Annotated in this window: 20 protein-coding genes; 10 read left to right on the top strand and 10 right to left on the bottom strand. The window is 71.1% G+C overall.

Annotation, left to right across the window (positions count from 1 at the left end):
- Positions 1-110: 110 nt before the first annotated feature.
- Positions 111-428, bottom strand: a complete 318-nt coding sequence (locus tag P3X83_RS18920) for a hypothetical protein (RefSeq protein WP_277306444.1) — start codon at positions 426-428, stop codon at positions 111-113.
- 168 nt (positions 429-596) lie between these two features.
- Here P3X83_RS18920 and P3X83_RS18915 point away from each other — a divergent pair, with 168 nt between their 5' ends.
- Together P3X83_RS18915 and P3X83_RS18910 are read left to right on the top strand one after the other, a co-directional pair.
- On the top strand, positions 597-1,967 hold the full coding sequence (locus tag P3X83_RS18915) for a helix-turn-helix transcriptional regulator (protein ID WP_277306443.1): 1,371 nt from the start codon (positions 597-599) through the stop codon (positions 1,965-1,967).
- 28 nt (positions 1,968-1,995) lie between these two features.
- Positions 1,996-2,475, top strand: a complete 480-nt coding sequence (locus tag P3X83_RS18910) for a hypothetical protein (RefSeq protein ID WP_277306442.1) — start codon at positions 1,996-1,998, stop codon at positions 2,473-2,475.
- Between the two features lie 27 nt (positions 2,476-2,502).
- Here P3X83_RS18910 and P3X83_RS18905 read toward each other — a convergent pair whose 3' ends face one another.
- The 3 genes from P3X83_RS18905 to P3X83_RS18895 all read right to left on the bottom strand — a co-directional run bounded on the left by P3X83_RS18905 (position 2,503) and on the right by P3X83_RS18895 (position 5,375).
- On the bottom strand, positions 2,503-3,240 hold the full coding sequence (locus P3X83_RS18905) for a class I SAM-dependent methyltransferase (RefSeq protein ID WP_277306601.1): 738 nt from the start codon (positions 3,238-3,240) through the stop codon (positions 2,503-2,505).
- Between the two features lie 137 nt (positions 3,241-3,377).
- Complete coding sequence (locus P3X83_RS18900) at positions 3,378-4,550, bottom strand: Cmx/CmrA family chloramphenicol efflux MFS transporter (RefSeq protein WP_277306441.1); 1,173 nt, start codon at positions 4,548-4,550, stop codon at positions 3,378-3,380.
- Between the two features lie 516 nt (positions 4,551-5,066).
- Positions 5,067-5,375, bottom strand: coding sequence for a hypothetical protein (locus P3X83_RS18895; protein ID WP_277306440.1), 309 nt, complete (start codon positions 5,373-5,375; stop codon positions 5,067-5,069).
- 296 nt (positions 5,376-5,671) lie between these two features.
- On the opposite strand from P3X83_RS18895, the gene P3X83_RS18890 reads away from it, so the two are divergent.
- The 3 genes from P3X83_RS18890 (at position 5,672) to P3X83_RS18880 (ending at position 8,298) form a co-directional block, all read left to right on the top strand.
- Positions 5,672-7,048, top strand: a complete 1,377-nt coding sequence (locus P3X83_RS18890; RefSeq protein ID WP_277306439.1) for an FAD-binding oxidoreductase — start codon at positions 5,672-5,674, stop codon at positions 7,046-7,048.
- Positions 7,049-7,194: 146 nt separating this feature from the next.
- Complete coding sequence (locus tag P3X83_RS18885) at positions 7,195-7,746, top strand: hypothetical protein (RefSeq protein WP_277306438.1); 552 nt, start codon at positions 7,195-7,197, stop codon at positions 7,744-7,746.
- 72 nt (positions 7,747-7,818) lie between these two features.
- Positions 7,819-8,298 carry a 4a-hydroxytetrahydrobiopterin dehydratase gene (locus P3X83_RS18880; RefSeq protein ID WP_277306437.1) on the top strand — a complete coding sequence of 160 codons (480 nt, stop codon included), beginning with the start codon at positions 7,819-7,821 and terminating at the stop codon, positions 8,296-8,298.
- Positions 8,299-8,390: 92 nt separating this feature from the next.
- Here the strand turns inward: P3X83_RS18880 and P3X83_RS18875 are convergent, their stop codons facing one another.
- Positions 8,391-8,600, bottom strand: a complete 210-nt coding sequence (locus P3X83_RS18875; protein WP_277306436.1) for a DUF397 domain-containing protein — start codon at positions 8,598-8,600, stop codon at positions 8,391-8,393.
- Positions 8,597-9,382 (bottom strand): helix-turn-helix transcriptional regulator, encoded by a 786-nt coding sequence (locus tag P3X83_RS18870; RefSeq protein WP_277306435.1) that lies wholly within the window; start codon positions 9,380-9,382, stop codon positions 8,597-8,599. Before P3X83_RS18870 ends, P3X83_RS18875 begins: the two co-directional genes overlap by 4 nt.
- A 254-nt stretch (positions 9,383-9,636) precedes the next feature.
- Between P3X83_RS18870 and P3X83_RS18865 the strand changes: the two genes are divergently transcribed.
- Positions 9,637-10,197 (top strand): ATP-binding protein, encoded by a 561-nt coding sequence (locus tag P3X83_RS18865; RefSeq protein ID WP_277306434.1) that lies wholly within the window; start codon positions 9,637-9,639, stop codon positions 10,195-10,197.
- Between the two features lies 1 nt (position 10,198).
- On the opposite strand, the gene P3X83_RS18860 is transcribed toward P3X83_RS18865, so the two are convergent.
- On the bottom strand, positions 10,199-12,538 hold the full coding sequence (locus P3X83_RS18860; RefSeq protein WP_277306433.1) for an ABC transporter permease: 2,340 nt from the start codon (positions 12,536-12,538) through the stop codon (positions 10,199-10,201).
- Positions 12,535-13,233, bottom strand: a complete 699-nt coding sequence (locus P3X83_RS18855) for an ABC transporter ATP-binding protein (RefSeq protein ID WP_277306432.1) — start codon at positions 13,231-13,233, stop codon at positions 12,535-12,537. Before P3X83_RS18855 ends, P3X83_RS18860 begins: the two co-directional genes overlap by 4 nt.
- Positions 13,234-13,372: 139 nt before the next feature.
- Between P3X83_RS18855 and P3X83_RS18850 the strand changes: the two genes are divergently transcribed.
- Entirely contained in the window at positions 13,373-14,218 is an 846-nt protein-coding gene (locus P3X83_RS18850; RefSeq protein WP_277306431.1) for a histidine kinase, read from the top strand.
- A gap of 11 nt (positions 14,219-14,229) precedes the next feature.
- Positions 14,230-14,928, top strand: coding sequence for a response regulator transcription factor (locus P3X83_RS18845; protein ID WP_277306430.1), 699 nt, complete (start codon positions 14,230-14,232; stop codon positions 14,926-14,928).
- Positions 14,929-14,943: 15 nt separating this feature from the next.
- On the opposite strand, the gene P3X83_RS18840 is transcribed toward P3X83_RS18845, so the two are convergent.
- Positions 14,944-16,326, bottom strand: coding sequence for a VanZ family protein (locus P3X83_RS18840; RefSeq protein ID WP_277306429.1), 1,383 nt, complete (start codon positions 16,324-16,326; stop codon positions 14,944-14,946).
- Positions 16,327-16,359: 33 nt separating this feature from the next.
- Complete coding sequence (locus P3X83_RS18835) at positions 16,360-16,956, bottom strand: TetR/AcrR family transcriptional regulator (RefSeq protein WP_277306428.1); 597 nt, start codon at positions 16,954-16,956, stop codon at positions 16,360-16,362.
- A gap of 189 nt (positions 16,957-17,145) precedes the next feature.
- Here P3X83_RS18835 and groL point away from each other — a divergent pair, with 189 nt between their 5' ends.
- Both groL and P3X83_RS18825 read left to right on the top strand, forming a co-directional pair.
- Entirely contained in the window at positions 17,146-18,765 is a 1,620-nt protein-coding gene (gene groL / locus P3X83_RS18830) for a chaperonin GroEL (protein ID WP_277306427.1), read from the top strand.
- 120 nt (positions 18,766-18,885) lie between these two features.
- A complete protein-coding gene (locus tag P3X83_RS18825) occupies positions 18,886-19,842 on the top strand; it encodes a helix-turn-helix domain-containing protein (RefSeq protein ID WP_277306426.1) in 957 nt (318 codons plus the stop codon).
- Positions 19,843-19,900: the final 58 nt, after the last annotated feature.

Raw genomic sequence — 19,900 nt, 5'->3', positions numbered from 1 at the left:
CGATGCGGACGGGCGGGGCGTGCCAACAGGAAAGGACGCCCGCCCGCGCGCATGGGCGCTGATCGCCCGTGTCGTACGGCGCGGCAGCGGCCACGCCCCGCCGCGCCAGCTCACTGGTCGAGGTCCCACGCGTCACCCGAAACGGTCGGCGTCACCGCGTCGCGGCGGTGCGCGGTCAGCACCGTCGCGCCGTACCGGTACTCCGCGCCGGACATGGACGGCATGAGCCGCGCGGACCGGACCCGGCCGCGCCCGTCCGGGAAGGCGGCCAGGGCCGCCAGCATGTCCGTGGCCGCGACGGCGGCCGAACCGGTCACACCGGCCGAACCACGCTTTCCCGCGTCCACCTCCCAGGAGGCGATCACATCATCGTCTTGATCGGCGAAGTCGGTTATGTCGGATTCCTGCGCAGGGCTAGGATCGCTCACGGGTCGCAGCTCCTCTGCGATCAAGGCCCCGGCCGGTGGGTCAGATCACCGCGCCAGGGGCCGCTTCTGTCACGCGATTCATTACAGCGTGTGAGTTGGTAGCGACGGCAAGTGCGGCTGAGGGACACTACCGGCAGCATGATGTGTCCCCCACCTTGCCGAGGTGCCATGCCCAAGAGTGCGTTGGCGATACGTCTGGCCTATGAACGGCGCGAGCGTGGCTGGCAGCAGAAAGAGCTGGCCCGTCGGCTGGCGCACACTGGCAGGGAGCTTGGCCTTGCCCTCCCCCACCGTGATTCGATCATCCGTCGGGTCAAGGACTGGGAGGCGGGTCGTCATCGCCCGAGAGACCCGTACCCGATGCTGTATGCGCGCGTGCTGGGGATCGATGAGGCGGAGTTGTTCTGCGAGGAGACGCCCCCAGTCGCCCCCGAGAAAGAAGGAGCCGAGCTGTCGTGGGTGTGGGAGCCTTGCGCAACGTCTCAGGCCATTTACGAGATGACAATGCATGAAGACCGCCGCAAGGCGATCAAGGCGCTGAGCGTGACAGTCGGTCTTCCCCTCATCGACCCCGCGCAGCGCTGGCTAACCGCAGTTATTCAAGATCTCCCCGATTCGACCACACCAGGTCGCGTGGGAATGGACGAAGTCGCCCAGCTTGAGATGACCGCCGAGGTGTTCCGCACCTGGGGCCACACCAACGGCGGCGGTCTGGCGCGTAAGGCCGTCATCGGTCAGCTCAACGAAGTGGCCGATCTCATTAGAGAGAGCCATCCCCGTGCGATCGCGCTACGCCTGTATGGCGTCATGGCCCGCTTGGCGAAGACGGCTGCGAACATGTCTTGGGATTCCGGCATGCAACGAGCTGCTCAGCGCTACTACGTGCTTGGACTGCAAGCGGGACGGGTGAGCGGCGACCGAGGATTCGGCGCCGGAGTATTGGCCTCAATGGCTCGGCAACTCATGTACCTGAAAGAGCCGGGCGATGCGCTGGAACTGGTGCGACTCGCCCTGGACGGCACACGCGCATCGGGAGCCGGACGGCTGCAAGCCATGTTGCATACCCGGGAGGCATGGGCATACGCCGGGCTCGGCCGGATCGAAGCGTTCCGCCGTGCCACCGGCGCTGCAGAGGACGCCTACGCTGCCGGTGACGACGGCCCTGAGTGGCAGACCTCCTTCGATGCGGCAGAGCTCGCCGGTGTGACCGGCGGCCGGTATCTCGACCTGGCCCGCGAGGTGAATCCACGCTTCGCTATCGACGCGGTGACCTACATCCAGCGGGCAATCGAGCTACGTGCTCAGCCGCTCGGACGCAGTTTCGCCCTCGACCATGCTGGGCTGGCACATGCGCACATCATCAATGGCGACCTCGACGCTGCGGTGACCGCCGCAGACGCGGCCGTCCAAGCGGCCGGGCGGACCACCTCTGACAGGGTCCGTGATCAGCTCGGCGGACTCGTTCACGCGCTCGCAGACCAGAATGCGCCGGGCGTGGCCGATCTACGGGAACGGATACGGGTGGCCATGGGAGGCTAAGGCGATTCACCGAGCCAGGGGGCATGGCATGCGTATTGGCGTCACGGGTCACATGAACATCAGCGCAGGCACGAGTGGGCTAGTGCGTGAGGCGATCCTCGACCATCTGCGTGGCCGGGCCGGGACGCCTCTGGTGGGAGTGTCCTGCATCGCCAAGGGCGCCGATTCGGTGTTCGCCGAGGCGGTGCTGAGCGTCGGTGGGCTGCTGGAGGTGGTCCTGCCCTCGCGCGACTACCGGGAGGCGAAGGTCAAGCCGGATCACGTCGAACGGTTCGACGATCTCATCGCGCGGGCCGACAAGGTGCGGGTGATGGACTTCGACCAGGCCATCCGGGAGGCGTACGCCGCCGCCAACGAAGCGGTTATGGGCAGCGTGGACGAACTGGTCGCGGTGTGGGACGGCCGGGAGGACTACGGCAAGGGCGGCACCGCCGACGCGGTCGCCGAAGCGCGCCGCCGATGTCTGCCCGTGACGGTGATCTGGCCCCATGGGGCGATGAGAGGGTAGTCGCCTCTTGGGAGTGGACGGCGGGGGCTAGGGTTCGCGGTGGCGGCGGGCGAGGTGGGCGGTGATGTCGGCGGTGATCTCGACCGATTCCGGTAGTACGTGCATGAGCCGTCTGAACAGTTGCTCGCGCTCCGCGTCCGGCAGGACGAGATAGGCGGAGATGGTGGAGAGCTGGCCGATGTAGTCGGCGGCGGTCAGGGTGAATCGGCGTTCGATCACGGCTTGCCGTACATCGGTGAACCACTCCGACTGTTGAAGCTCTGTGCCCGGCCACTGCATCTCCGCGTCCTCGGGCGTTCCATCGGGGGATGCGATGTCATCCCTGTCGATGAAGCGTGATCGGACCGCGCGGACGGTTTCCGTCACCGCAGGGTCGGCCAGTGTGATCGGCCCGCCGAACGAGGTGAACACGCCGCCCGGCTCCACCAGCGAAGCCATCCGTGACCAGCGGTCCTCCGGGTTCGTCCAATGCAGTGCGGCAGCCGCATAGACCAGGTCGTAGCGCTTACCCAGCGACAGATCCTCGAAGGCGGCTCGGATGGTCCTGACGTCTGTCGGCACACGCTCGCGCAGTTCCGTGAGCATGGCCTCGTCGGGATCGGTGGCGGTCACGGCGATGCCGCGTGCGGCGAACAGGCGGGTGGCCTTGCCGGTTCCGGCGCCGATTTCGAGGGCGGTCCTGATCGGCCGGGCGGCGTAGGCGAGCACCATGTCGAGGAGCTCCGGGGGATACCCCGGCCGGAACCGCTCGTAGGCGTGTGCCATGACCCCGAAGCTCAGCGCGCGATCGGACATGCCGAGCATGCTAATGCCGAAAAGGTGCAGGCCGATTCGCCAAATGTCCGCCCACGTGGGGCCACTCGCGGCGCGCCGCGCCGTGGCCCCGGTAGGCGGCTAGTGACTCATTGGTTCGCCTCACCCACGCGTGAGGACATGGCGCGGCGGTACAGCAGGGTGATGAGCAGGGCGATCGTGACCAGGAGGACGCTGACCCATATGGGGCCGAGGGCGTCGGTGTCCAGGGAGAGGGTCGACGCCGCGGCGATGGGGCCGATGACGGCGCCGGCGTTGAGCGCCGCCGTCGCGTAGGAGCCGGCCATGGTGGGGGCGGCCGATGCCGCGTAGAGCACTCGGGCGATCAGGGTGCTGCCGACCGCGAACGAGAGGGCGCCCTGGGCGAACACGAGGAGCAGCAGTGCCACCGGCCGGTCGGCGAAGGCCGCCAGCGCGAGCCAGCCGAGGAGCAGCAGTGGGCCGCCGACCGCCAGCACCGTGCCGGGGCGGCGGTCGGAGAGTCGGCCCGCGACGGTGACGCCGGCGAAGGAGCCGATGCCGAAGAGCACCAGGGCGACCGAGATCCACAGCTCGCTCAGTCCGGCGGTGCCGGTCACGATCGGTGCCAGGAAGGTGAAGGTGGCGAAGGTGGCCGCGTTGACCAGGGCGCCGAGCAGCATGACCAGGACGAGCCGGGGGGTCGCGAGCTGGGCGATCTCGTTCCGGAGGGACGAGACGGCCGGGGTGTTCCGCCCGACACCCGCCGGGATGCCCTTGATGACACCGATGGCGGCGGGGAGGCAGAGCAGGGCGATCGCCCAGAAGGTCGCCCGCCAGCCGAGCAGGGTGCCGAGGACCGCGCCGCCGGGGACTCCGGCGACGGTGGCGACCGTCGTCCCGGAGAGCAGCACCGCCAGTGCGCGGCCCTTCTGATCGGCCGCGACGAGTGTGGCCGCCGTGGTCAGCGCCACGGCCAGGAAGCCCGCGTTGGCGAGGGCGGCGATCACCCGGGTGCCGAGCAGGACGGCGAAGCCGGTCGTGAGCGCGCCCACCACATGGGCCAGCGCGAAGGCGAGGACGAAGGCCAGGAGGGCGGCCCGCGCGGGCCAGCGGCGTGCGAGCGCCGCCATCAGTGGCGCGCCGACGACCATCCCGACGGCGAACGCCGAGGTCAGGAGCCCGGCGGAGCCGATGGAGACGCCGAGGTTGGTGGCGATGTCCGGTACCAGACCGGCGAGCATGAACTCCGAGGTGCCCATGGCGAAGACCGCCACGGCAAGCAGGTAGAGCGGCAGAGGCATCGAGAGCTCCGAGGTGAGAGAACGAGAAGGAGGCGTCTCGTCACCGCGGTCAGCGCCCCGAGGGCGCGCGCGAAACTCCCATGCGGCGGAAAGCGCTGGGAGGCGCGGACTGGGAACTCAGGGATTCAGGGGGCTGACGGCGTGACCGAAAGCCCCCACCTTGGATGCCTCGGGGCTCGACATGCCACCAAGGTTACTCAACGCCGCGACGGCCTGCCGCCATCGTGGTGCGGTCGCGTCTCGGCGGCGAGGTGCCAGGTGGGAGGTAGGAGGTGGGAGGCGCGGGATGCGGGAGGCACTCCGCTCTGCCGATGCCTTGGTCAGCCGGGCGGTGCCGCTGGGCGACCTGGGTGAGGCCGGAGGGGTGGGAACCCGGCGAGTGGCACCTGGCGGTGACGTCCGCATCGGATGCGACGGAGAGCAGAGTCAGCACGACCCGAGACCTGCGGTTCGCTCAGGTCGGTCGTATGCGGTGCCGCGCCCGGTGGGTGCGGGCCGGGCGCGGCGGTGTGCCGCTTACCGGCCGATGGCTCCGTAGCCGGTGACGTACACGGCGCCGGGTGGGGAGACGGTGGAGACGGCGCCGACCTCGGCCCACTCTCCGTACATCGTGCCGCCCGGGCCGTTGTGCGGACTGGCCCACTGGTAATGCAGGTACGCCTTGTGCTGGCCGGTGCCGCTCGCGCAGTAGCTGGTCACCACCTTCGACGCGCTGATGCTGGTCGTGCAGCCGGTCGGGAAGGCATGCGCTGCCGTCGCCGTGCCGACGACGAGCATGGCGGCGACGGACGCCGCGCTGGTCAGTAAGGCCGTGGCCTTTCTCATCCGCACAGGTGATTCCCTTCGTCACGGACGGCCGTCAGGCGTCCAATTAGGAAAGTTTCCTAATTGAATGCGGGTGGAGCGGGCCGGTCAAGACCCCAATCGTGGGCTGGCGGGACACCGACCTGCTCATATCCGCCTACGTCCTGTGATTGTCATAAATAGGACAGGCAATGGACTGCCGGATGGCGGGCGAGCCGGTGCACGCTACATCGCGCCGACGATCGCCATATAGGGCAACCCGGTGTATTTTCCGGCAAATACCCCAATAGCCCGTACCCCCGAGGAGTGGTATCGCCATGCAAGGTCCCCTCGGCAGGAAGACCATCGCGGACGCGGTCGCCGCGCTCAGAGCCCTCATCCCGGGCGAGCGGGTGGTGATCGACGGCCCCTCCTACGTGACCGCGACGTCGCTGTGGAACGGCGCGGTGGCACACCGGCCCGCCGTCGTGGTGCTGTGCACCGAGGCGTCCGACGTGCGGGCGGGCGTCCGGGTGGCGCGCGAGCACGGGCTGCCGCTGTCGGTGCGCGGGGGCGGTCACGACTGGGCCGGGCGGGCCCTGCGCGACGGCGGGCTGACGCTCGACCTGACCCGCCTGCGCCAGGTCCGGATCGACGCGGACCGGCGCCGTGCCCAGATCGGCGGCGGAGCCACGGCCAACGACCTGCTCGCCGCGGCCGAGCCGGCCGGGCTCATCGCCGCGACCGGGACCATCGGCTCGGTCGGCATGGTCGGGCTGACCCTCGGCGGCGGCTACGGCCCGCTGGCCGGTCGGGCGGGGCTCGCGGCCGACAACCTGCTCGGCGCGGAGATCGTGCTGGCCGACGGCTCGCTGGTGCGGGTGGACGCCGAGCACGAACCCGACCTGTTATGGGCGCTGCGCGGCGGCGGCGGCAACTTCGGCGTGGTGACCTCCGCCACGATCCGGCTGCACGCGGTGCCGTCCGTGGTGACGGGTCTGATCCTCTACCCGTGGGCACAGGCCGAGCACGTGTTCGGGCTGCTCCGCGAGATCCTGCCGGCCTGTCCGGACGAGCTGACCGTGCAGACCGGCGTGGTCGCCGGTCCGGACGGTGGTCCGGTGGTGCTGGTGATGCCCACCTGGAGCGGTGATCCGGGGGTCGCGGAGGACGACTACGGGCCGATGATCGCGTTGACCCGCCTGGGCACCCCGCTGATGACGCAGCTCGACGTGACGCCCATGGCCGCCGTCCTGGCCGGGCGGGACCAGATGTTCCCCGCCGGTCGGCACGTCGTCATCCGCACCCGCTCGGTGCCAGGACTGACCGCCCCGGTCACGGATGTGCTCACGGCGCACGGCGGCGCGCTGACCTCGCCGATGTCCGCGCTCGGGCTGCACCACTTCCACGGTGCGGCGGCCAGGGTGCCGGTGGCGGACACGGCCTTCGGGCTCCGGGAACCGCACCTGATGGCCGAGATCATCGCCATCTGGCCTGATGGAAATGATGAGCCCCACCGGTCGTGGGCCCGGGACGCGTCCGCCGCCCTCGCCCCGCACGCGCTGCCCGGCGGCTACGTCAACCTGCTCGGCCCGGACACCGCCGACCAGATCCCCCACGCCTATGGCGTGAACGCCGCCCGGCTGCTGGCCGTCAAGGCCGCCGTCGACCCTGACGCCGTCTTCGCGGCCATCCCGCTCCCCACCTCGTCGTGAGGGGAACCTCGTCCACCGTCGGTGGCAGGGAGCGGACATGAGGATGTCATCGGCTGGGCTGGGCGGGACGATGCCGTGGTGGGCGGATGGCGGGCGGTGGTGGCGGGTGTCGCGGTGCTCGGGCTGGGCGGGCTGGTGGGCCTGTCGTGCGGGCCCTGCGGCCGGAGGCCGAGGTCAATGTCGCCGACGTGGTCGCCGTGGCGCTGGCGGCGGTGAGCGCGGCGGCCGGGGTGGTGATCTGGGTGCGGCGGCCGAAGCCGTCCGCGGTGCCGACGCGCGCGGAGATCGGCGAGGCCGCCGGTGTGCTGGCCGATCTGGTGGCCCGGCAGTGGCGGCTGGAGGCCCGACGGCGGGTGCTGGACGACCCCGAGCCGATCCCGGTGCGCTGGCGGTTGAGAGCCGACCGGGCGGTGACGAGCGCGCGGCGGCTGGTCGCGCGGGAGGGGACGGTGTTCATAGCCCATGGGTGCGGCCCTCGTGAACGCCTCCTGGCAAGGCTGCTGGTCGCTCCGGCGGCGGGGCTGGTGGGCCTCGCCGTGGTCCAGGCGCTCAACGCGGCGGGGGGCGAGCCGCTGCCCTGGCGGCTCATGCGGTTCCTCGACGACGCCCACCGGGTGGGACTGCTGCGCGCGGTGGGCCCGGTCTACCAGTTCAGGCACGCGGAGCTGCGCGACCATCTCGGCGGGGGGACGCGGTGACGGGACGCGGGCGCTGGGGGCCGGGCCACTCCGGGCCAGGCCGTCGAACTGTGCCTCTGGGACGGCAGGCCGGTGCTGCTGACCATGGCCATCGGCGTGCCGATGCACATCGCGGCGTATGTCGGCAACGTGATGTTCGACTGGCCGGGCACGGCATACGGGCGGGCGAGCCGGGAGGGTGTGAACGGCCCGGCGCGTGGTAGCTCCTCAAAGGGAACATCGGAAGCGGACCGGGTGAGAGGACGGACGATGGCGGAGCTGCTGACCGACGAGGAGATCGACACCGCGCTCGCGGCGCTGGAGGGATGGCGTCGTGTGGGCGACGCATTGGTGAGAGACATTCCGATTACGGCGGACTCTTACGACTGGATGAGCCAGGCGGTGATGAACGAGGCCGACGCGCTGAACCACCATCCCGAGATCGAGCGCACGGGGGACGGCATCAGATTTCGCCTGTGGACTCACAGCGCGGGCGGGGTGACCGCGTTGGACGTGGAACTGGCCGCGCATATCGACCAGGTCGTGGCGGGAGGGGCGCGCGATCGGGGCTGAGTCAAGGGGGGAGCGGAACCCGCAGGGGGCCTCCTCGACATGGGTGCCATGCCGAGGAGGACGTGGAACGAGATAAGTGAACGGTTAGCGCACTATTGGATTTGTGTCCCGGCCTTGAGGGTGCTGAGGAATCTGTTCCATTCTGTCGGGCTGAAGAGCAGCGCGGGACCGGCAGGGTTCTTGCTGTCCCGCACCGCCACGATGCCGGGGAGGTTGGTGGCCACTTCGACGCATTGACCGCCCATGTCGGTGCTGGCGGTGGCCTTGCGCCAAATGGCGGCGTTCAGGTTGACTTCGTTCATAGCTTGATCACATCCCTGATCATTGCCATCGATTCGCGCTGTGAGTAGGCGTCCGCTCTTATAGTGTCATACCGCTGGTGCAATTTGGCGAGGAGTTCGGTATCGGCGCTGACAAGGCCTCCGGTGAGTGATTCCAGCGTAGCCATGTCAGGATCGAGCGGGAGCTTTGCCAGCCCGAAACCCGAGACCATGCCTGCGGTGCAGGCGACTGATTGGGGCACGACCTGTATCGTCACGTTAGGTCGTTCCGCCACCTTGAGGAGGTATTGGAGCTGGCCGGCCAGGACGTCCGGCCCGCCTACCGGGCGATGCAGGACGCTTTCTTCGATAAGCGACAGAACTGTCGGTGGCTTTTCACGTTCCAGGATGACTTTCCTGGACAACCGCACCGAGACGCGTTCTTCCACCCATGCCGGGGTCGCTCCCGGTGCGCCCCGGAAGATGGCATAGGCGTATTCGGGGGTCTGCAACAGCCCGGTGACCAGCAATGGATCCCAGAACCGCAGGGCGACCGCCTGCCGTTCGACGTGTTCGGCCCACTGCATGAACCACGCGGGGTTGTTGACCGCGCGCAGGATGCGATTGTAGTGCGCGGTGAAGATGCCGTCGTCGGCCAGTCCGAAGATCCGGTCGAGCCGCTCGGCGTAGCCGGGGCCCGGAGCCTTGATCGCGCGCTCCCACTGGCTGATGAGGGTCTGGTGGACGCCCAGTCGCGACGATACCGCGAACTGGGTCCACTTCTTTTCCCTCCTGCGCTGCGCCAGTTCGTCCCCGAAGCGCATGCGTGCCATTATCACCGGATCTGGGGGGATCGAGGACATGTCACTCCTTGCTGTAAGACTGAGCCGGACAGCTGTAAGACCGCACAAGACTTTAAGACGCTTTGGAGCGATTGAAAGTCTCAGACGGTCTATCCATAACGCTTACAGCACGAACCCGTGGGCGGCAATCTGGTTGGGCAGTTGGCCGCAGCGGCCCGGTGTGCGGCCCGCCGGAATTGGGTGATTTGATGGTTTTTCGAGGTACGAGGCTGGCGGTGGTCGCCCTGCCCTGTGCCGTTCGTGTCGGGCGCGCGTATACCAGGGCCACCCTACGCGCGTGGGGCTACGCGGACGAGGCGTTCGAGGGCGACGCGGAGCTGGTCGTCTCCGAGTTGGTTACCAATTCCGTACATGCCCTAGGATTTCCGGATAACTCTCAGAAAACGGTAGAAATGCTGTCTACCGCATCACTGATCCGGATCAGCCTCACGGAACTCGACGACACTCTCCGGGTCGAGGTGTGGGATTCCGATCCGCGCCTGCCGTACACGTCGGATCGGGTGTCATTCGACTCGGTTCAGGGAAGAGGGCTGGAAATCGTGGCGGCGCTGGCGACCAGCCACGGGTGGGCGCCCAGCGGCGAAGACGGGAAAGTCGTGTTCGCGCTATTGCCCCTGCCACGTTCGCCCAAGCCGCCGACGCATCGCCTACCCGGCCGCGAGCCGCCGCCCGCGCCGTCCCTTCCGGCCCGAAGACCGGCGGCCGTGCGTCCCGTCCAGGAGTCGTGGACGACGGCCTTCTCAGGGCCACCTATCCGCCCCACCAGGCTGCGCTGAGCTATTCGTTGTGCAGGACTGCGGCGATCTTGAGGCGGGCCGCCGAGCGGGCCGGCAGCAGGGCGCCCAGCACGGCGATGGCCACCCCCGCCAGCCCGAGTGCGGCCAGCGCGGGCAGGTGCCAGACATCCTTCATATAGGCGGGGAAAGTGACTATCCCCACGTTCTCCACGAGCAGCCGGTGCCCCACCACCCCGGCCGGGATGCCGAGCAGCCCACCCACCGCGCCCAGCACCGCCATCGAGGTCACCGTCATGACCACGACCTGCCGGGGCGTCATCCCGATCGACTTGAGCATGCCCAGGTCGCGGCGGCGGTCGTGGGTGTTGAGCAGCACCGTGTTGAACACGCCGAGCGCGGCGACCACGATGAGCAGCACCGTGCAGCCGGTGGCGAAGCCGACGATGATCGTCGTGGCGGTGGCGTCGGGAAGCGTTACCGCCGGGTAGAGGCCGGGGTCGGCCATCCTGACCGCCCGGGCGTAAGCCTGGGGGTCCGAGCCCCGGGTGAGCGCGACCTCGTACTGATCGGCCCGGGTCTTCGGCGACAGCGTGGTCAGCGTCGCCCAGGAGGAGTAGAGCCAGTGCATCTCGCCCGCCATCAGCCGTCCTACGACGACCGCCCGCGACCGTCTGCCGTTCAGCTCCAGCGTGAGCGCGTCGCCCACCGCCAGGCCGCTCTGCCGGAGGAAGCCGGGCGAGGCGACGAGCTCGCCGGGGCCGCGCGCCCAGCGTCCCTCGACGACCTGCGCGGCCAGGGCGGGCGCGTCGCCTCGCTGGAAGTTGACGTCGGCCTGCACGGGCAGCCCGGTGAAGCGCACCGCCACGAAGACCTTGGCGGTCACCGCCGCCGCGCCGGGCAGCGAGCGCAGCAGCGCCTCGGTCTCCCGGTCGCCGTGCCGGGGGGTGATCTCGTGGAACGCGGCCTCGCCCGCCCGCACGCCGATCCGGGCGTTCACCGGCCGGTCCGCCTCGGCGAAGGCGATCATCGTCCCGGCCAGGCCGGTGGTGAGGGTGACCGTCGCCACGCCCAGGACCACCGACGCCATGGTCAGTGCGCTGCGGCCCGGCCGGGCGAACGGCTGGCCGAGCCCCAGGCTCACCGCGCGCGGCAGCGGAGCCCCGCCGAGCGCGCGCTGCACGCGAAGCCCCCGGCCCGGGCGCGGCGCGCTGCCCGCGCTGATCGCCCGCGCGGCCGGCAGCCGGTGCGCGCGCAGCGCCGGGACCAGCGCGGCCACGATCACCATCAGCGGCATGCCGAGCAGGCAGGCGACCGGCACCCAGGGACTCACCGCGACCGACGCCGCGCCCATGTCGATCCCGGCGAAAGCGGCCTGCAGCACCGGCTCGGTCAGCGCCCACCCGGCCAGGGTGCCCACCGCGCAGCCCGCCACCGCCGGGACGGTCACCATGGTCAGATACACCGCGACCACCTGGTTCGGGGTGAACCCGACGGCCTTCAGCACTCCGATGTGCCGCACCCCTGAGACCACCGCGCCGCTGATCACATTGGCCACGATCAGCACGGCCACCACCAGGCCGATGCCGCCGAACGACGCGATGAACGGCAGGTAGGCGGCGGCCGTCCCGGAGAAGACCCGGCGCAGCGCCAGATACGACTGCGTGACGGTGATCGAGCCCGGCGGGAGCCCGGCGGTCGCCGTGGCCACCCCGGCACTGACCCGCTCCTCGCTCGACGCGTCGGCGAACCGGTAGAGCATCTGCGCCCCCGACGGGCGCAGCGCCGCCATCTGCGCGGGCGTGACCCAGGCGTCCGCAGACCGGCTCATGCTGGAGGCGACGCCGACCACCCGCAGCGGCGGCACGCCCGGCGCGCGGAGCACCGCGCCGAGCATGCCGTGCCGGCCGGAGTCCTCGGCCGAGCGCAGGTTGAGGACGATCTCGCCGGGCGCGGTGGCCCAGCGTCCGCGCAGCGGCACGACGCGGTCCACCGGCCCCCCGGGGCCGGGCCTGCCGACGACCCGCAACGAGCCCTCGGCCTCCGGGATGTCCGTGGTCCTCGGCAGGTCGATCACGACCTGGTCGAACGGCCCGGCCGCCGCGACCACCCCCGGCCGCCGCGCGGTCCGCGCCAGCGCCTCATCACCTGCCGTGCCCGTGTCGAAGGCGACCACGGCGTGCGCGCCGCGCTGCGCGGCGAAGGCCCGGTCGAACGGGGCCGTCGCGGCGTCCAGCAGGCCCAGTGCCAGGGTCGTGGTGATCGCGCAGAACAGCACGACCAGCCCGATCACGACGCTCTGCGCCGCCCGCCGCCGGATCGCCGCCCGCGCGACCCGCCACACCGCGCCCGCCTGGCCCGCCTGGCCCATCCCGCCCCTCACGACCGCTCCAGGGCGCTCTCGCGGGCGACCCGGCCGTCGGCCATCTCGATCAGGCGGTTCGCGCAGCGGGTGGCCAGGCCGGGATCGTGGGTCACGATCAGCAGCGTCTGGCCGATCTGGTTGAGGTCGATGAGCAGGTCCATCACCTGTTCGCCGGAACGGCTGTCCAGCGCGCCGGTCGGCTCGTCGGCGAGCAGCAGCGCGGGCCGGTTCATCAGCGCCCGGGCCACCGCCACCCGCTGCCGCTCGCCCCCGCTGAGCGTGGCCGGGTAGGCGTCCTTGCGGCCGGCGACGCCGAGCTCGTCCAGCAGTTCGAGGGCCCGCCTGCGGGCCTGACGGCCCGAGACCCCGGTGAGCTGGGCGGACAGGGCGACGTTGTCCAGCGCGGGCAGGTCGTCGATCAGGTTGAAGAACTGGAAGACCATCCCGATGTGCCGCCGCCGGAACAGCGTGAGGCCGGTCTCGCCGAGGCGGCCGAGGTCCTGGCCGTTCACGACGATCTCGCCCCCGGTGGGACGGTCCAGCCCGGCGATCATGTTGAGCAGGGTCGACTTGCCGCATCCGGAGGGGCCCATCACCGCGACGGCCTCGCCCGCGCGGATCTCCAGGGACACGCCGTCCAGCGCGGCCGTCTCGCCGTACTGCCTGCTGACGCCGTCCAGCCGGACGACGACCTGTTCCGCCCTTTCCCTCATGTCCGGAACGCTAGGCGCGGAGCGGGGGACCGTGCATCCAGCCCCGGGTGCGGCTCGGCGGGCGAGTCATACCCGGGTCGTACCGGGATGCGTCCCGGGCTTGATGCGCCCGCGCCCGAGCACTCTGGACAATGGGGATATGTGGGCGTCGGCGGCGGGTTGGGCGGTCGCCGTCCTGGCGTGCGGGGTCGCCGGGTGGCTGGCCGTGGCTTTGACGCGGGCCCGCCGCGAGCACCGCAGGACGCTGGAGGACCGGGGGTGGCTGCTCGAACGCGAGCGGGAGAGCGCCGCCCGCGCCGCCGTGGACGCCGAGCGGGCCCGCATCGCCAGGGAGTTGCACGACATCGTCAGCCACAACGTGAGCCTGATGGTCGTGCAGGCGAGCGCCGCCCGGGAGGTGCTGGCCACGATGCCGCACGAGGCCGAGGCGGCGCTGCGGGCCGTCGAGGGCGCGGGGCGCGACGCGATGACCGAGCTGCGGCACCTGCTCGGGGTGCTCGCGCCCTCGCAGAGCGGCGAGGACGAGCCGTCCGGCGGCGGCCCGGCGCCGCAGCCGAGCCTGAGCAGGCTGAGCCCGCTGATCGACCGGTTCGCCTTCGCCGGGCTGCCGGTGGAGGTGCGGATCTCGGGGGAGCCGCGCCCGCTGCCCGGCGGGATCGACGTCACCGCCTACCGGATCGTGCAGGAGGCGCTGACCAACGCGCTCAAGCATGGAGACGGGGCGAAGACGGAGGTGGTGGTCCGGTACGCCGACCACTACCTGCGGGTGGAGATCCTGACCACCGGCCCGAGCGTGCTGACCGGCGACACCCCGGCCGCGTCACCCCGGCAGCCCCCGGAGTCGCCGCAGCAGGCCGGCGGCGCCGGGCGCGGGCTGGTCGGGCTGCGTGAGCGGGTCGCCCTCTACGGCGGCGACCTCGACGCGCGCAGACGGCTCGGCGGCGGCTACCGGGTCCGCGCCCGCATCCCCCTCGACCGGCCGTAGCGGAGGCCCAGATGACGGAACACCAGACGGCGGATGACCGGACGGCGGGCCCCCGGGTGCTGATCGCGGACGATCAGGCGCTGGTCCGCAGCGGGTTCCGGCTGATCCTCACCACCCGTGGGATCGACGTCGTGGCGGAGGCCGCCGACGGGGCCGAGGCGGTGGCCGAGGCGCGGCGGTGGCGTCCCGACGTGGTGCTGATGGACATCCGGATGCCGAACCTGGACGGCCTGGAGGCCGCGCGCCGGATCCTGGCCGAGTCGCCGGACTGCCGGGTGATCATGCTGACCACCTTCGACCTGGACCGTTACGTCTACTCGGCGCTCAGCATCGGGGCCAGCGGGTTCCTGCTCAAGGACGTCACCGCCGAGCACCTGGCCGCCGCCGTGCGGCTGGTCGGCACGGGTGACGCGCTGCTCGCGCCGTCGATCACCCGGCGGCTGGTCGAGCGGTTCGCCACCGCCGACCGGCGGCGGGCGCCCGCCGTCCACCGGGACCTCACCGCGCTGACGCCCCGGGAGCTGGAGGTCCTGACGCTCGTCGGCCAGGGCCTGTCCAACGCCGAGCTGGCGGGCGCGCTGACGCTCAGCGAGGCCACGGTGAAGACCCACATCACCCGCATCTTCGCCAAGCTCGGCCTGCGTGACCGGGCGCAGGCCGTGGTGCTCGCGTACGAGACCGGGCTGGTCGCGCCCGGTGACCCGGGCTGAACGCGCTCCGGCGGGTCAGCCGCGCCGCGCGTCGATGTCGGGGTGCCACTCGATCGCGTCCCCGACCCGCTGCGGCATGGTCCCCTCGAACCTCCACACCGGGATCAGATAGCCGGACTCCTGGTCGAAGTGGTGTGAGGCGGTGATGGATGTGACCGTCGCCGTCAGTGGCATCTCGCCGACCCCGACGTCCTGGGCGATCGCGAGCGCGTCGCGGGCCGAGATCGTGGGGACGGTCTCGACCAGCCCGACCGGCACGCGCTCGTCGGTGATCCCCAGGGCCGCGCCGTTCGGGCCGAGACTGATCCGGACGGCCCCCCACAGCAGCCGGTCGCGGGTCTCGTCCTCCTCGCGGCTCGTGTAGCGGAGATGGAGATCGCCGTCCTTGAACCCGCTGTCCGCGCCGTTGAAGGTGAGCATCGAGACGTCGATCCCGGCTTCCTTCAGGCGCTCCTCGGCCAGGGGGACGCCGGTCTTCAGGTCGGGCACGTCGCCGGTGCCCGGAGTGCCGGCGTAGTCGAGGCTCCAGGTGTTGTGCGGGTAGACGAAGAGGGTCTTCGATCCCGGGTCCTCGCATCGGAGCACGTCGCCCTCCGGGACGCAGGCGCCCCGGACGCCGAGCCGTCCGCGCAGCCGCTCCGCCGCGGCCTGCTGGGTCTCGCCCGAGTCGTAGCGGTAGAGGCGGCCCTCGCCCTCCTGCACGGGCAGCACGTCCTGCACGAGCACCCGCGCGGGCTGCAGGTGCCCGTAGTAGACGACGCCGAGACGGTTTCCGCCGTTGATCGCCGTGACGACGGCGAACGGCGCGATCACGCCGACGACCACCGTGACCGACGCGGCGGCCCGCCATCCGCTCACCCCCGGCTGCAGCCGCAGGTACTGGGTGCCGACGGCGAGCGCGAGCGTGGTCAGGGCCGCGCCCAGCGCGGCCCCCGCCGTGTTGGCGATCACGTCGTCGATGTCGGCGTTACGGCCGGTCGCGAGCTGCAGCCCCTCGGTCGCCAGGGCGAGCACCAGCCCGGCCAGGAACACCCGCCGGACCCGGCCGAACCGCTGCGGGAACACGATCGGCAGCAGGGCCCCGATCGGGACGGTGATCAGCACGTTCAGCGCGAGCTGGACGAAGCCGTCGGAGTTGGCCAGGCCGTACTTGGCCGCGCGCTGCAACGACCGCAGCGGGGCCAGGTTGAGCAGCTCGCCCATGCCATTGCCGAACGCCATGATCTGGGTGACGTAGACGAACGTCACCACGGCCCCGGTCAGGCAGAACTCGGCCAGCAGGCGCGGCCACGGCGGACGCCGCCGCCGGTGCCGGACGAAGAAGACGACCAGGTAGACGACCACCGTCGCGGCGACCGCGATCGGTAATATCCCTATGGCTTCACGTGAATAGTCCACCGACTGCCCCCGCTGAGATTGATCATCCGCTGGTCAGCGATCATATGGTGCAGTCGCGGGCAGAATATGACGAACCGCCCGTTCTGCCACGGTCGCGAATGACTCGCTCCCATCGCCGTTGATCCAGTGCCGGCCGGCCACCCGGACGGCCCCCGCGATGGCCGCGGCCAGGACATGGGAGAACATGTCCGTCTCCGGATCCGCGCCGATCCGTTCGGCGACGGCGGCGGCCAGCGGCCCCTCCGCCATGGTGAACGCCTTCAGCGCCTCGCCCTCCAGTGCCGGGGTGGACATGATCATCCGCAGGCCCGCCCGGTCGGGCTCCGGGGAGGAGTGCTCGACCACCGCGGCCAGGATCGCCTCGCCGAGCGGTTCGCCCGCGGGGCGGGCCAGCAGCGCCTGCCCGATTCGCCGCGCCCGGTCGGCCTGGAAGGCGCAGATCGCCTCTTCCCTGCTGGAGAAGTAGTTGTTGTAGGTGCGAGGCGAGACGCCCGCCTCCGTCGCGATGTCATAGACCCGCACCAGGGGCGAACCCTGCTCGACGGCCAGCCGCAGAGCGGCGGCGCCGATCGCCTCCCGCGTGGCCTGCTTGTTGCGCGCCCGCAGGTCGGGGGCCTCTTCGTGGTTCACATCGCGATTCTACCGCCAACTGCGCATGGCGCATTAAGTGCGTGACGCGCAATTTATGCGTAGAGTGCACCTTGTTGCCCGGCGTCCAGGCCGGGCGCGAGCCGAAAGGGGCGGCCGGGACGGCGAGGCCGCAGGCCGTCCGTCGCGGGCGCTGTCGTGGCCGCCCCATGACATGGAGCAGGAGTGCCGATGGCCGCCAAGATGATCGCGTTCGACGAGCAGGCCCGACGCGGCCTGGAACGCGGTATGAACCAGCTCGCCGACGCCGTGAAGGTGACCCTTGGTCCCAAGGGTCGCAACGTCGTGCTGGAGAAGAAGTGGGGCGCCCCCACGATCACCAACGACGGCGTCTCGATCGCCAAGGAGATCGAGCTCGAAGACCCGTGGGAGAAGATCGGCGCCGAGCTGGTCAAGGAGGTCGCCAAGAAGACCGACGACGTCGCGGGCGACGGCACCACCACCGCCACCGTGCTCGCCCAGGCGCTGGTACGCGAGGGGCTGCGCAACGTCGCGGCCGGCGCGAACCCGATGGCGCTGAAGAAGGGCATCGAGGCCGCCGTCGAGCGGGTCAGCGAGGAGCTCTCCAAGCTGGCCAGGGAGGTCGAGACGCGCGAGCAGATCGCCTCCACCGCCTCCATCTCCGCCGCCGACTCCGAGATCGGCTCGCTCATCGCCGAGGCGATGGACAAGGTCGGCAAGGAAGGCGTCATCACCGTGGAGGAGAGCAACACCTTCGGCCTGGAGCTTGAGCTCACCGAGGGCATGCGCTTCGACAAGGGCTACATCGCCCCGCAGTTCGTCACCGACGCCGACCGTCTGGAGGCGGTGCTCGACGAACCGTACATCCTGCTCGTGGCCGGGAAGGTGAGCGCGAACCAGGACCTGCTCCCGGTGCTCGAAACCGTGCTGCGGGCCGGTGGATCGCTGCTGGTGGTGGCCGAGGACGTCGAGACCGAGGCGCTCGCCACGCTGATCGTCAACCGGTTGCAGGGGGTGTTCAGGTCGGTCGCGGTCAAGGCTCCCGGGTTCGGCGACCGCCGCAAGGCCATGCTCGGCGACCTGGCCGTCCTCACCGGTGGCCAGGTCGTCTCCGACGAACTGGGACTGCGCCTGCCGAACACCACGCTGGAGATGCTCGGCCGGGCCAAGCGGGTGGTGGTGACCAAGGACGAGACCACGATCGTGGACGGTTCCGGTGACGCCGAGCAGATCGCCGGCCGGGTGAACCAGATCCGCGCCGAGATCGAGAACACCGACTCGGACTACGACCGTGAGAAGCTCCAGGAGCGGCTGGCCAAGCTGGCCGGTGGCGTCGCCGTCATCAAGGCGGGCGCGGCCACCGAGGTCGAGCTGAAGGAGCGCAAGCACCGCATCGAGGACGCCGTTCGCAACGCGAAGGCGGCCGTCGAGGAGGGCATCGTCCCCGGCGGTGGCGTGGCGCTGCTGCAGGCGGGCGTCCGGGCGTTCGAGGGGCTGGAACTGCCGGGTGACGAGGCCACGGGGGCGGCCATCGTCCGGCGTGCCCTGGAGGAGCCGCTCAAGCAGATCGCGGTCAACGCGGGGCTGGAGGGCGGCGTGGTGGCCGAGCGGGTGCGGGCGCTGCCGTCCGGGCACGGGTTCGACGCCGCCGCCGGGCGCTACGTCGACCTGTTCGACGCGGGCATCATCGACCCGGCCAAGGTGACCCGCTCGGCGCTGCGCAACGCCGCGTCGATCGCGGCGCTGTTCCTCACCACCGAGGCCGTCGTCGCCGAGAAGCCGGAGCGCGAGAAGACCCCGGCCGCGCCCGGAGGCGACCTGGAGTACTGATCGCCGGAGTACCGGAGGGCCGGTTAGCATAGGCGGATTCGGGGGTGATGGGCGGATCTGTACCTCGCCCGGGTCAGGGCGCCGCCGAGCATCGACATGAGGTCGTAGAGGGTTCACCGCATGGCCGTTCTCATCCGCACGAGCGACGTCCCGGCCGCCTCGCGGCACGACGCGTGGCGGGCCGTCGTGTGCGACACGCTCGGGCCGCTCGACCTGCGGATCGCCCAGGGGCGCCCGCTGTCCGGGCAGATCGACGGCGGGCGGCTCGGGCCGCTCGCCGTCGGCCGGGTGCGCACCACCACCCCGCACAGCGTGCACCGCACGCGCGGCCTGATCCGCGGAGACGCCCCGGAGCTGTACCGGGTGGTGCTGGCGGTCTCCGGCAGCCCGATCGTGGCCCAGGACGACCGGGACGCCCGGCTCAGGCCAGGCGAGTTCGCCTTCTACGACTTCACCCGGCCCTACGACCTGGCCTACGAGTCGGCCGTACGGCTCGCGGTGTTCAGCGTCCCGCACGACGCGCTGGCCCTGCCCCCGGGCAGCCTCGCCCGGCTCACCGCGACGCCGTTCGCGCCCGAGTCCGGGGCCGCCGCGCTGGCCGGGCCGCTGCTCCGCCGGGTCGCCGCCGACTTCGAGACCTACCGGCCGGAAGGGGCGGCGCGGCTGGCCATGGTGGTCACCGACCTGATCACCGCCGCCGTGGCCGAGCGCGCCGAACCGGCGGATCCACCGCCCGGCGAGTCGCGGCGGGTGCTGCTGCTGGAGGTGCGCGCCTTCATCGAAAGGCATCTCGGCGACCCTGACCTGAACCCGGAGGTCGTGGCGGCCGGGAACCACATCTCGGTGCGCCGGTTGCACCGGTTGTTCCAGGAGGAGGAGACCACGGTCGCGGCCTGGATCCGGCACCGCAGGCTGGAGCGCTGCCGTCAGGACCTCGCCGACCCGGCGATGCGGGCGATGCCGGTGAGCGGCGTCGGCGCCCGCTGGGGGCTGCCCGACCCGGCGGGCTTCAGCCGCGCCTTCCGCCAGGCGTACGGCGTACCGCCCACGGAGTTCCGCCGCGCGGGAGTGCGCTGACGCCCCCTGGCGCGCAATGCCAAGCGGGGCGGCGCGAGATGACAAGCTCCGCCGATGG

This window comes from Spongiactinospora sp. TRM90649, assembly GCF_029382225.1.
GTDB lineage: Bacteria > Actinomycetota > Actinomycetes > Streptosporangiales > Streptosporangiaceae > Spongiactinospora.
The sequence above is the reverse complement of the archived record's forward strand: the minus strand, read 5'-3'. Positions and strand labels throughout refer to the sequence as shown.